Genomic DNA, 12,184 nt, shown 5'->3' on the forward strand with positions numbered 1-12,184 from the left:
GCATGTTTCCAAGAACCCTGTTTGACAGTGATCAAGAGCTGTTTCGCGATAGCGTACGCCGCTTTATTGAGACCGAGATTACCCCCTTCCATGCCCAGTGGGAGAAGGACGGCTGCGTCGACCGAGCCTTGTGGAATAAGGCCGGTGAGCAGGGCTTCCTGTGCCCGACGCTGCCGGAGGCCTATGGCGGCGTCGAAGTCGATTTTCGCTACAACGTCATCATCAACGAGGAGATCGCCCGCGCCGGCGCTTCCGGCATCGGCTGGGGACTGCACTCCGACATTGCCGTGCCCTACATTCTCAACTACGGAACCGAAGAGCAGAAACAACGGTATCTGCCCGGCTGCATCAGTGGCGAGCTGGTGACCGCCATCGCCATGACCGAGCCGGGAACCGGCTCGGATCTTCAGGGGGTGAAGACCACCGCGGTCCGCGACGGCGATGACTGGATCATCAATGGTTCCAAGACCTTCATTACCAATGGTCAACATGCGGATCTGGTGATCGTGGTGGCCAAGACCGACAAGAGTGCCGGCGCCCGGGGCATCAGCCTGTTTTTGGTGGAAGCCAGTCGTGATGGCTACAGTCGAGGCTCAAACCTGGAAAAGGTCGGCATGAAAGCCCAGGATACCTCCGAGCTGTTCTTTGAGGATGTGCGGGTGCCGGCTCAAAACCTGCTGGGCGCCGAGGGGCAGGGGTTTGTGTACCTGATGCAGGAGTTGCCGCAGGAGCGCTTGTCCGTGGCCACCAACGCCATCAGTAACACCGAATCGATTCTGGAACAAACGGTACAGTATGTGTCGGATCGCAAGGCCTTCGGCAAACCCATCGCCGCGTTTCAAAATACCCAGTTCAAACTGGCGGAGTGCAAAACCCGGGTCGATGCCACTCGAGTGTTTGTGGACCGCTGCGTCGAATTGCACCTTGAGGGTAAGCTGGATGCAGCCATGGCCGCCGAAGCCAAGTTGCTTACCACCGAGTTGCAAGGTCAGGTGATCGACGAGTGCCTGCAGTTGCACGGAGGCTACGGCTACATGTGGGAATACCCGGTGGCTCGCGCCTGGGCCGATGCCCGGGTTCAGCGGATCTACGCCGGTACCAGCGAGGTGATGAAGCTGATCATCGCCCGCCAGATGCTGGAGCAAGGGTAATGAAAGGGCCGCTGACCGGGATACGAGTGCTGGATTTCTCTACCCTGTTGCCCGGCCCGTTTGCCACCATGATGCTGGCGGATATGGGGGCGCAGGTGACCCGAATTGAGTCACCGACTCGTCCGGACCTGCTGCGCAGCATGGCGCCGATGGTGGCCGGGCGATCGGCGGCCCACCTGACGATGAATCGTAACAAGCACAGCGTGGCTCTGGATTTGAAATCGCCCGAGGCCATCGAAGCGGTGCATACCCTGGTGGGGCAATACGATGTGGTGGTGGAGCAGTTTCGCCCCGGTGTCATGGAGCGGTTGGGGTTGGGGTATGAGCGCCTGAAGGCGATCAATCCGCAGCTGATCTACTGCTCCATCACCGGCTATGGCCAACATGGGCCGATGCAGGCGAAGGCCGGTCACGACATCAACTACCTGGCTTTGTCTGGGCTGGCCAGTTACAGCGGCCGCCTGGACACCGGCCCGGTGTTGTCAGGCACCCAGGTAGCGGACCTGGCCGGGGGATCTCAGCAGGCGGTGGTCGCCATTCTGGCGGCGCTGCTGGGCCGGGGTGTCAGTGGTGAAGGCCAACACCTGGATGTGGCCATGGCCGATGGTGCCCTGGCGATGAACGCCCTCTATGGCGCCGGTGCGTTGGCCAGTGGCGAGGCCCCCGGGCCGGGACAGGAGATGCTTAATGGTGGCGGTTTTTACGATTATTACCGCACCGCCGATGACCGCTATTTTGCGGTGGGTGGGTTGGAGCCGCAATTTGCCAAAGAGTTCTTTCATGCCTTAGGGCGGCCGCAGTGGCTCACCAGGGCGGCGGCGCCTCCTGGCCAGCAGCAGGCGCTGAAGCAGGACATCGCCGCCTGTTTTGCCGAGCACAGTTTCGATCATTGGCGCCGGGTGTTTGCCGACGTCGATTGCTGCTGTGAGCCGGTGCTGACCGTTAGCGAGGCGGCGGCGCATCCCCAGTATCAGGCGCGGAACATGCTAACACCGGTGGCCGTGGCTGGGCAGGAGTTGCTGCAGGTGGCGATGCCGGTTAAGTTCCGACAAAGCCAAGGCCAGCCGCAGGCCGGGGCGGTGCTGGGTCAACACACCAAGGCGGTGTTACTGGAGGCCGGGTTGACCCCGGAAGCGGTTCAGGCCCTGCTGGCATCTGGGGTGGCCCTGCAGAGTGACTGAGGCCGGTCAGGCAACTCGGTGGTCCAGGTTGCCGGCGGCGATGTATTCCAGCAACCAGGTTTCCCGGGCGATGGACATCCCTTGTTTGTCGCTACTGGCCATGACCCGGTGGTTATGGGCGATGGCGTCGTTCAGCTTGACCCACACCGGCCTCATGCCATTGGCTTGCTCGTAGTGCTCCAGCCGGGTGGGGCCCAACTGCCGGTCGGCGCTGCACTCAAAGCAGTGGGACAGCATGCGCATGTTGTCGTAGTCCTTCTTGTACCAGGGGCGCAGCTCCTCAAAGGTACCGATGCTGCCGAGAATGGCGATATTGGTGGCGCCGGTTTCCTCCTCCACCTCCCGAATCAGGGCAATATCCAGGGCTTCGCCGTCATCGACACCGCCGCCAGGCAGGCTGTAGTCGTCGTAGCGTTCGGTGTACAGCAGCAGAATTTCGTCCTGTTGGCGAATGATCGCCCGCACCGCGGTGCGCAGGAATTCGCTGCCGTTTTCGACGGCATCGGGGTGAAGGGTGCGCTGGAGAAGTTGCATGGGGTATCCGGGTCCTGAAACGAGAGCGGCGATTGTACGGAATCTGCGGGCGGGTTGCCAGAGGGTCGGCGCCCGCAGGCGCTAACCCAAGGTAAGTGGTTACTGACCGGCGAGCTGGGCGGCGATCTCCAGCTCACGGTTTTCCGGAATCTCATTGTAGGAGAGCACCGTCAGGCCCCGGGCAAAGGCCAGGGCATAGCGACCCAGCAGCGGTCGCAGTTGAGGTGCCACCAACAGCAGCGGTGGCTGACCGTTGTGGCGGGCCGCCGCCAGATGTTCGGGCATCGCCTGTTGCAGCTTGGCCAGCACCTGCGGATCCACCGGGAAGCTGTCCAGCGATACCTGGCCGGCTTGCTGGGCCTGGTTGAGGGCGCCCAGCAGTACCTGCTCCAACTCAGGTGCCAGGGTAATGACGTTGAGGCGGGTGGCATCGCCGGCGATCTGGTGCACCAGGTTGTGCTTGATGGCACAGCGAACATCGGCGGCCAGCAAGACCGGATCCTTGGTGGCATCGCTGCTCTCGAGCAGGGTGGTGCCAATGGTGCGGATGTCCTTGAGCGACACCTGTTCCCTCAATAGCAGTCGGAAGGTTTTCAGCTGCTGCACCGGGGTCAGGGCGGTGGACAGGGACTCGGCCAGTTTCGGTGCCTGGCTGGCCAGACGCTCATTCAAGTGAGTGATGTCGTCGTGCTGCAGCATCTCCGGCAGCGCCTCACGAATGATCTTGCTGGCATGAGTGGCGATGATGGTGGCGTGGTCCACCACCGAGTAGCCCAGGTTGAGGGCTCGGGCCTTGTCATTGGGTTCAATCCAGGTGGCGTCCATCTGATAGGCGGGATCTTTGGTGATCACCCCTTCGATGCTGCCGTACACCGGCCCGCTCTGAATCGCCAACAGCCGCTCTGGCTGCAGCTCTGACTGGGCCTGAGGGGTACCGAGAATGCTGATCTGGTAGCCGTTGGGTGGCAACGACAGGTTGTCGCGAACCCGCACTTCTGGCAGCAGGAATCCCGCCTGTTCCGACAGGGTGCGGCGAATTCCGGTCAGTCGCTTAATAAGCTCGGCGCCTTTGCTGCGATCCACCAGATGCACCAACCGGTAGCCGACGCTGAGTTCGATGACGTCGGTGTAAGGCAGCGCCTCCCAGCTGGGTTGGCTGGGCTCGTTGATCACCTGATCCGCTTTCTCTTTGACCTCATCCAGTGGCGCGGCCGGAGCCAGTTGGGTCTGGCGGAACGCCACAAAGCCGATGACCGCGGCAAAGCAAAGGAACACCAGGGTGGGCATGCCGGGCACCAGGCCCAATATGGTCATCACTCCGGCGGCAGTCGCCAGTACCCGTGGCTGTGCCAACAACTGTCGGGACAGCTGCTTGGGCATCTCTTCGGCGTCGGAGACCCGGGTGACAATGATGGCGGCGGCGGTGGCCAGCAGCAGTGACGGGATCTGGGCCACCAGACCATCACCGATGGTCAACAGGGCATAGGTTTTAAAGGCCTCGGCGGCACTGAGATCGTACATGAAGATGCCGATGCAGATACCGCCGATGATGTTGATGGCCAGGATCAGGATGCCGGCGATGGCATCGCCACGGACAAACTTCGAGGCTCCGTCCATGGCGCCATAGAAATCGGCTTCTCTGGCGACCTCCTGCCGACGCTTGCGGGCCTGATCCTGAGTCAGGGTTCCGGCATTGAGATCGGCGTCGATGGCCATCTGCTTGCCGGGCAGGGCGTCCAAGGTAAAGCGGGCAGACACCTCCGAGATCCGCTCTCCCCCCTTGGTGATCACCACGAAGTTGATGATCATCAGAATCAGGAACACCACCGCGCCGACCACGTAGTTACCGCCGATGACCACTTCACCAAAGGCCTGAATCACCTTACCGGCGGCGTCACCGCCCTGGTGGCCTTCAATCAACACCACCCGGGTAGAGGCGACGTTGAGGGTCAGCCTCATCAGGGTGGCCAGCAGCAGCAGGGTCGGGAACACCGAAAATTCCAGCGGCCGTCGAATCGACACCGACACCAACAACACCAGGATGGCGAGAATGATGTTGAAGGTGAACATGATGTCCAGCAGCCAGGGTGGCAGCGGCAAGATCACCATTGCCAAAATGGCGAGCAGCATCAGCGGAATGCCGATAAAGCTCTGATTGTCTTTGAATGCCTGTAACAGCCGGTTCATCAATGGATCCTCAATCGTGACGCAGATGGTCGGGGATATGGAAATGGGGCAAGGGTGCCGGCTTGGCCTGGGCACCTTTGCGGAATGCTTTCAGTTGCAGCACGTAGCTCAGTACGTGGGCGATGGCCTGATACAAGGGGGCCGGAATCTGCTGCTCAATCTGGGTGGAGTAGTAGATGGCCCGGGTCAGCGGTGGCAGTGACACCACCTCCAGATCGTATTTCGGCGCCAGCGAGCGCATGTACAGCGCCACCTCATCCACTCCCTTGGCCAGCACATAGGGGGCGTCGGCCTTGTCCGGCTCGTACTTGAGCGCCACCGCGTAGTGGCTGGGGTTGATCAGCAGGACATCGGCCTTGGGCAGGGCCACTTCCGCCCGGCCTCGGGCCATCTTTTGCTGCAGTTGACGGATGCGCGCCTTGACCTCGGGCTTGCCGTCTTGTTGCTTGTGTTCATCTTTGACCTCCTGCTTGCTCATCTTCAGCTTGCGACGATGGCTCCAGGCCTGGTACGGCAGGTCGATGGCACCGACAATGGCCACGGCGCCGCCGAGCCAGTACAGGCCGGAAATCAGCGTCTGAGCCCCCCGTTCCAGTGCCAGGGGCAATGGCTGGCGCGCCAGCAGCGGCAGGGTCTCCCACACCTGGTTGAGGTACACCAGCATGGTGGTGACCACCAGAGTCACCTTGAGGATCGACTTGCCCAGTTCGGCCAGGGAGTTGACCGAGAACAGCCGACCAAATCCGGCGATCAGGCTGATGCGGCTGAGCTTGAAACCGGCATTACCCAGATTCAGTAGTGGTCCTTCCGGCATGGCCGCGGCCACGGCGGTCAGCAGATAGATGCCTGCCAGCACCGGAATCAGCATCTGCAGCAGCAATACCACCGCCAGTCCAAGGTGTTGCAGCATCATGCCTGGTTGCCTGAGGTCGGCGCCGGAGAGGGCAAAATTATTGCTGGCGATGCTCAGCATATGCTGGGCCAGATGATCGCTGCTGGCGTCGAGAATGGCCGCCGACACCACCAGCAAAATGGCGCTGGCAAAATCTTTGGAGCGGGCCACCTGGCCCTGTTCGCGGGCCTTTTTAAGTCGGTTGGCCGTGGGTTGTTCGGTCTTGTCACCGGCGCCCTGCTGATCGCTCATGGGGTGCCTCCGACAAAGGTCAGCATCGCCTTAAGCGCGTCGGTGGCCAGGGCGCTGTACAACTCCGGCAGGCCACTGAATACCAGCAGCATGCACACCAGCCCCATCATCATCGACATCGGGAAACCCAGGGCAAATACGTTCAGGCTGGGGGCGGCGCGGCTGAGTACGCCAAAGGTCAGGTTGACCAGCAACATGGCACAGACCGCCGGCAGCGCCAGCGCCAATGCCGAGGCGAACATCCAGGCGAACCGCAGCGACAGTTCCTGCAGCGGCAGGGTGAAAATGCCGCTGCCCACCGGCCATAACCGAAAGCTGTCCACCAGTATGCCCAAAGCCACCAGATGCCCCTCGAGGGACAGAAACATCAGGATCGCATACAGCAGCAACCATTGGCTGATGATCGCCTGGCTGGTGCCGTTGACCGGGTCATTCATGATGGCCATGGACAGGCCCATCTGCATCGAGACGATGCCCCCTAAGGTGGTCAGAACATGCAGCAGCAGCAACAGTGGAAACGCCATCAGCATGCCGGTCAGCACCTGCTCGGCGGCCACTAACACCGCCGTGACCGACAGGGCGTCCAGCGCCGGCGGGGTGGGCACCATGGGCGCCATGACCACCGACAGCAACAGCGCAAACAGAATCTTGGTGCGGGCATTGATGTGGGCACTGGAGAACATAGGGAGCATCAGGAACGCGCCCATGATGCGGCAGAACGGCCACCAGATGTGGCCCAGCAGGCTGCCCAGTTCGGCGCTGGTAAGGCTCAGCACGTCTAACCTATCAGGTAGGGGATGTCATTGAACAAACGCTGAAACAGATCCGTTATCTGCTGCAGCAGCCAGTGTCCGGCATACAATACCATCAGCAGGGTCATGATCAGTTTGGGCAAAAAGCTCAGGGTTTGTTCATTAACCTGGGTGGCGGCCTGAAATACGGCGATGAGCACGCCCAGCCCTAAACCGGGCAGAATTAGCACGGCGACCATGTTGACCACTAGGGCGATGGAGTCGGCGAAAAGGGTACTGAGAACCTGAGTATCCATGGGCTATCCGAAACTGGCGGCCAGGGTGGATACGGTCATGGCCCAGCCATCCACCATAACAAACACCATCAATTTAAAGGGCAGAGAGATGATCAGTGGTGACAGCATCATCATCCCCATGGACATCAGCACGCTGGCGACCACCAAGTCGATCACCAGAAACGGCAGGAACAGCAGAAAACCGATCTGAAACGCGGTCTTGAGTTCACTGAGTACAAAGGCCGGCATCAACACCAGAAACGGCACTTGATCCGCGCTGAGGTCCAGCGATTCGCCGGAAATTCTCAGCATCTGTTCCAGGTCGGTTTCCCGAGTCTGACTCAGCATAAAGCCGCGCAGTGGCACTTCGGCCCGTTGGGCCGCTTCCACCAAGGTGATGGCGCCACTGTCGTAGGGCTGAACCGCCTCGGCGTAGATGGTCTCTCCCACGGGGCGCATGATGAACAGCGTCAGTATCAGGGCGATGCCCAGTAACACCTTGTTGGGCGGACTCTGCTGCAGCCCCAATGCCTGGCGGAGTACCGCCAGGACGATGATGATGCGGGTAAAACTGGTGGCCATCAGCAGCAGCGCCGGCAGCAGACTGATGGCGGTCATCAGAGCCAGAATTTCCAGCTTGATGTTGATTGCCTGGCTCTGGCTGCCGTCGTCCAGTGTCAGCAGTGTCAGGCCTTCGGTATGGCCGACCACTGGCCACAACAGCAGCGCCAGCAGCGGCAGCCAACGGGTCATCTTAGCCGTCATGACTTCCTGCTAATTGGGTGTTTTCTACGTCCAGTAATCGCACACCGTAGCGTCCGTTTACCTCAACCACTTCACCGCGGCCAAGCAGGGCACCGTTAACCCGCAGATCCAGAGGCTCACCGACCATCCGATCCAGGGTAATCACGTCGCCTTCGCCCAGGGTGGTGAGTTCCCCCAGCGACATCTCGGCACTGGCCAGCTCCAGGGTGACCTGAACCGGCAGTTGCTGGAAAAAGCCCATGTCGCGCTTTGGCCGCGGCTGGGACTCCGGGGTCATCGGTTGCGGGCTGTCGTCCAGCAGATCGTCCAACAGCAAATCTTCATCGAGCAGGGTGTCTTCAACCACGTTAATACTCCTCTGGTTTGTGGGCGTCCTGGTTTAGCTTGGCTACCAACTTGCCTTCGTGGGCATGGACACTGGCGTAAAATTGGGGACGGCCACCAATGGTGACCGGACAGCGGGCGTGCATGTGAATCGGCAGGATGTCCCCCTGAGACAGGGCGTTGAGCACACTGACCGGCACCGCTTGCCGGGCTAATTCAACTCGGGCCTTGACCGGTATCTGGGTCAGTCGCTGCTGAACCCGCTGCTTGAGATCTTCTGGAACCTGGTGTTCGGACGGCTTCTCCGCCAGGGAGCCGAGCAGGGCGTCGGACACGTACAGCCGAATCGGCTCAAACGGGTGACTGGATGGCCAACCGAACTGCCAGCATACCGGTGCCTGCAATCCACTCAGGGTAGGAATGGTTTCCAGCTCCACCTGATTCAGATTGAGTTTGGTCTTAGGTAGGGTTTCCAGCGCTGCGGTGACGATGCGGTGCGCCAACCTCAGTTCCGAGTGACTGATGGCCCGCATCGGGCTGACCAGCCTCTGACTGGAGCCACCGTAGTAGCTGCTGGCCAGTTGATCCAGGGTGCAGCGGTCGATGGCCAACCAGGCCAGAGGGGTTCGGCCCAGCGACAGCACAAAATAGCCGGTGCCGGTGGCCGGATCCTCGGGACTTTGCTCCAGACTGATGTTGCTGGGCGTCGCTTGCCCCTGGCGCATCAGGGGTTTGAAAATCTGCAATATGGCATCCAGCATCTGGCTGTGCCCCTGCTCGAGCTGACGCAAAAGGCGACTGCGAGCGAGTTTTTCCTGCACTAAAACAACGGGCCTGACCGACTGTTTTGAGGAAACAGGAAGAAGTTTTGCTTTAGCGGTTGTTTTCATCATTTCGCGTCTATTTTTTGAACTCGAATTCGTTTTATAAGCTGGATAAAATAGTTTTTGCTATTGATGGTCCGGACATCTTGTTGTCCAAAATCTCTCCGGTTCATCTTTGTGCATCGGCAGTACATTTATTTGCCAGAATTTTTTACTTCGTATTTTGACAGTGTTTCTTTTCCGTCAATAAATCGACAATTGTCAATATTCCGTGTCTATAAATGCCATTCAAATCAGCTTGGGGGCTAACCGTATCAGCACTTGTGGCTGGATTCAATGGTGGAGGGTTAATATTGTGCCAAATTCAAAATTGGCCGATAAATTGAATTTTGCTTGTTGATTTTTGCCCGGAATAAATACTAATCTTCAAGCCTAAAAATAAATGCCAAGTGTGTATCATGCCTGCTTTTTTAAATAGTTTATTTTTGACGGTAGTCGTTTTTCCGTCACTCGCATTTGCCTCGGTGATTAAATATCAGACCGAGCTTGAGCGAGCCAGTTGGAATTTTGACGGTGACAAATTTCAGTGTCGTTTAATTCATGATGTCAGTGATTTTGGTCAATTCATTCTGTCTCAAAATGCCGGCGGACCGCTGACGTTGCAGTTGAAAGCAGATTGGTTGCCCGCCGCGGGCATCGACGCCAGTTTTCGTTTACTGCAGCCTCAGTGGCAAAGTGTCGACAGTCAGGCCGAGCGACGCTTTGGCGCTCGTTGGCAGTCCGGTCAGGCCACCATGGTTCAGACCGCAGAAGGATTTTTACAGTCACTGGAGATGGGCTGGAACTGGCAGGCCCAACTGAGCGACAGCAAGGGCCAGCAGTGGTGGGTCAACAGTGCCAACGTCAATGGCCAGCCCGCTAGCCTGGCGATGCGCCGCTGCCGGAATCAGTTGTTGCCCATGTCTTATGAGCAGGTACGCCGATTGCAACTGAGTTACCCCAGCGGCAGTGTGGAAGCAGACACCAAAATGGCCAGATACATCGATGCGGCGGCTCAGTACACCTTGGCCGACCCCCGCATTACCAAGGTGCTGGTGGATGGGCACACAGATGACCAGGGCGACAGCCTTTCCAATCTGGTGTTAAGCCGCACTCGGGCCGATGAGATTGCCGCCCGACTGGTGGCCGCCGGCGTGCCTGCAGACAAGCTGGAGATTCGAGGCCACGGTGAACGCTTTCCCTTGGCGACCAACGGTTCCCGCAAAGGCCGGGCCACCAATCGTCGGGTCACTATCCGCCTGGTGATGAACAACGACGACACCCCCATTTCAACGGATGATGAGCTGGATCTGAATGCCACGCTGCCAAAATCCCTCAACGGTCAGGTAACAGTAAAATGAGTGACTATTCCATTCGCGTCGTCGGTTGCGAGCTCGGCAGCCGTGATAAGAAGCAATTGGATCTGCAAGGGTTTTCATTGCTGTCGGCGGACTGTACTCAGCCGGCCTGGTTGACGTTGGTGGGGCTGACCGAGTGTGCTCCCGAACAGGTGGCCGAGCGCCTGGGGGCCGTCAAGGGAGAGTTGAAGGTAGCCCTGGTCGAGCCGGAGCAAAGTGAGCTGGCCAGTGCCGCTCTCAGTGCCGGTGCCCAGGACTACCTGTTGTTGCCTCTGGATGTGGAGCAGCTGCACCGGTTGATCACCCGCTTGATCAGCATTGAGTCCAGCCGCCAGGAGTTGGTGGCCGTTTCGGCGGCCAGTCGGCAACTGTTGATGCTGGCCCACCGAGCGTCGGCCACCGAGGCCAGTGTATTGCTCAGTGGTGAGAGCGGAACCGGCAAGGAACAGTTGGCGCGCTACATCCATCGCCACTCCAGCCGGGCCGAGAAGCCGTTCATTGCCGTCAACTGCGCCGCCATTCCGGAATCGATGCTGGAGTCGGTGCTGTTCGGACACAGCAAGGGCGCCTTTACCGGTGCCCATGCCGATAAGGCCGGTAAGTTTGAGCTGGCCAACGGTGGCACCTTGCTGCTGGATGAGATTGGCGAGATGCCGCTGATGCTGCAGGCCAAGCTGTTGCGGGTGCTGCAGGAGCGCGAAGTCGAGCGCCTGGGTTGTCACCGCAGTGTGGCACTGGACATCCGCATCATCGCCGCCAGTAACAAGGATCTGCGCAAGGCCGTCAGCGAAGGTCAGTTCCGCGAAGATCTGTTCTACCGCCTGGATGTGCTGCCGCTGACGTTGCCGCCGCTGCGAGAGCGCAAAGACGACATTTTGCCACTGGCAGAGCATCTGCTGCTGCGACACCAGAATCTGGCCGGTAACGATCGTTGCTACTTCAGTGAATCGGCGCGAGCGGCACTGGTGGCTCACGACTGGCCCGGCAACGTGCGCGAACTGGATAACTGTGTGCAGCGGGCCTTGGTGATGCGCCGCGGCTGTGCGCTGCAAGCCCTGGAGCTGGGTTTGCCTCAACAGGCGCTGACGACGGTTGCCAGTGCCGGTACCGGCCTGAAAGCCTCCAAGCAGCAGGCGGAGTTTCAATTCATTATTGATACCCTCAAACGTTTTGGCGGCCATCGCAGCCGCAGTGCCGAAACATTAGGGATGACCACCCGGGCACTGCGCTACAAGATGGCGCAGATGCGCGAGGCGGGGATCGATGTGGACGCCATTCTAAAAAGCGCTGATTGCGCTGCCTAACCAGAGAGTCAGTAAAGATGATGACCATTACAGAGCAATCGATGCTGTCGACCATGGCGGCGGCCAAGGAGCGGGCGGCCGGTGAGATTCGGCCCAACCCGGATCAGGGCCCGCACCGGGCCGGCAGTTTTTCTGAATTGATGTCGGAAAAAGTGGAAGCGGTCAACGCGGCCCAGAACATCGCCTCGGCGCGCACGGCGGCGGTGGAATCCGGCGCATCCGACGATCTGGTCGGTGCCATGGTGGCCTCCCAAAAGGCCAGTCTGTCGTTCAGTGCCATGGTTCAGGTGAGAAATCGCCTGGTTCAGGCGCTGGATGAAATCATGAAGATGCCGATGTAGGGATA

Annotated in this window: 13 protein-coding genes; 5 read left to right on the forward strand and 8 right to left on the reverse strand. The window is 59.6% G+C overall.

What is annotated here, in order from left to right; genetic code table 11:
- Positions 1 to 2 precede the first annotated feature (2 nt).
- Both H598_RS0121930 and H598_RS0121935 read left to right on the forward strand, forming a co-directional pair.
- Positions 3 to 1,151 carry an acyl-CoA dehydrogenase family protein gene (locus H598_RS0121930; protein WP_028114923.1) on the forward strand — a complete coding sequence of 383 codons (1,149 nt, stop codon included), beginning with the start codon at positions 3 to 5 and terminating at the stop codon, positions 1,149 to 1,151.
- The gene (locus H598_RS0121935) at positions 1,151 to 2,332 is read left to right on the forward strand and encodes a CaiB/BaiF CoA transferase family protein (RefSeq protein WP_028114924.1); all 1,182 of its coding nucleotides are present in this window, start codon (positions 1,151 to 1,153) and stop codon (positions 2,330 to 2,332) included. The genes H598_RS0121930 and H598_RS0121935 overlap by 1 nt, the downstream gene beginning before the upstream one ends.
- A 6-nt stretch (positions 2,333 to 2,338) precedes the next feature.
- Here H598_RS0121935 and H598_RS0121940 read toward each other — a convergent pair whose 3' ends face one another.
- From H598_RS0121940 to H598_RS0121975, 8 genes are all read right to left on the reverse strand, one after another.
- Positions 2,339 to 2,866 (reverse strand): NUDIX hydrolase, encoded by a 528-nt coding sequence (locus H598_RS0121940; protein ID WP_028114925.1) that lies wholly within the window; start codon positions 2,864 to 2,866, stop codon positions 2,339 to 2,341.
- Positions 2,867 to 2,965: 99 nt separating this feature from the next.
- The gene (gene flhA, locus H598_RS0121945) at positions 2,966 to 5,053 is read right to left on the reverse strand and encodes a flagellar biosynthesis protein FlhA (RefSeq protein WP_028114926.1); all 2,088 of its coding nucleotides are present in this window, start codon (positions 5,051 to 5,053) and stop codon (positions 2,966 to 2,968) included.
- Between the two features lie 10 nt (positions 5,054 to 5,063).
- Positions 5,064 to 6,197, reverse strand: coding sequence for an EscU/YscU/HrcU family type III secretion system export apparatus switch protein (locus H598_RS0121950; protein WP_028114927.1), 1,134 nt, complete (start codon positions 6,195 to 6,197; stop codon positions 5,064 to 5,066).
- Positions 6,194 to 6,973 (reverse strand): flagellar biosynthetic protein FliR, encoded by a 780-nt coding sequence (gene fliR / locus H598_RS0121955; protein ID WP_028114928.1) that lies wholly within the window; start codon positions 6,971 to 6,973, stop codon positions 6,194 to 6,196. Before fliR ends, H598_RS0121950 begins: the two co-directional genes overlap by 4 nt.
- Before the next feature lie 2 nt (positions 6,974 to 6,975).
- The gene (locus tag H598_RS0121960; RefSeq protein WP_028114929.1) at positions 6,976 to 7,245 is read right to left on the reverse strand and encodes a flagellar biosynthetic protein FliQ; all 270 of its coding nucleotides are present in this window, start codon (positions 7,243 to 7,245) and stop codon (positions 6,976 to 6,978) included.
- Between the two features lie 3 nt (positions 7,246 to 7,248).
- The gene (gene fliP, locus H598_RS0121965; RefSeq protein WP_051252954.1) at positions 7,249 to 7,977 is read right to left on the reverse strand and encodes a flagellar type III secretion system pore protein FliP; all 729 of its coding nucleotides are present in this window, start codon (positions 7,975 to 7,977) and stop codon (positions 7,249 to 7,251) included.
- A 1-nt stretch (position 7,978) separates the two neighbouring features.
- Entirely contained in the window at positions 7,979 to 8,335 is a 357-nt protein-coding gene (locus H598_RS0121970; protein ID WP_028114931.1) for a FliM/FliN family flagellar motor switch protein, read from the reverse strand.
- A 1-nt stretch (position 8,336) separates the two neighbouring features.
- A complete protein-coding gene (locus tag H598_RS0121975; RefSeq protein ID WP_169629337.1) occupies positions 8,337 to 9,134 on the reverse strand; it encodes a FliM/FliN family flagellar motor switch protein in 798 nt (265 codons plus the stop codon).
- A 527-nt stretch (positions 9,135 to 9,661) separates the two neighbouring features.
- Between H598_RS0121975 and H598_RS25840 the strand changes: the two genes are divergently transcribed.
- From H598_RS25840 to fliE, 3 genes are read left to right on the forward strand one after another with little or no spacing between them, the layout of a single operon-like run.
- The gene (locus H598_RS25840; RefSeq protein WP_051252956.1) at positions 9,662 to 10,537 is read left to right on the forward strand and encodes a MotY family protein; all 876 of its coding nucleotides are present in this window, start codon (positions 9,662 to 9,664) and stop codon (positions 10,535 to 10,537) included.
- Entirely contained in the window at positions 10,534 to 11,838 is a 1,305-nt protein-coding gene (locus H598_RS0121985) for a sigma-54 interaction domain-containing protein (RefSeq protein ID WP_028114933.1), read from the forward strand. The genes H598_RS25840 and H598_RS0121985 overlap by 4 nt, the downstream gene beginning before the upstream one ends.
- A gap of 17 nt (positions 11,839 to 11,855) precedes the next feature.
- Complete coding sequence (gene fliE / locus H598_RS0121990) at positions 11,856 to 12,179, forward strand: flagellar hook-basal body complex protein FliE (protein WP_211227345.1); 324 nt, start codon at positions 11,856 to 11,858, stop codon at positions 12,177 to 12,179.
- The last annotated feature ends 5 nt before the right edge of the window (positions 12,180 to 12,184 follow it).

Origin of the sequence: Ferrimonas kyonanensis DSM 18153 (genome assembly GCF_000425405.1) — a bacterium.
Taxonomy (GTDB): domain Bacteria; phylum Pseudomonadota; class Gammaproteobacteria; order Enterobacterales; family Shewanellaceae; genus Ferrimonas; species Ferrimonas kyonanensis.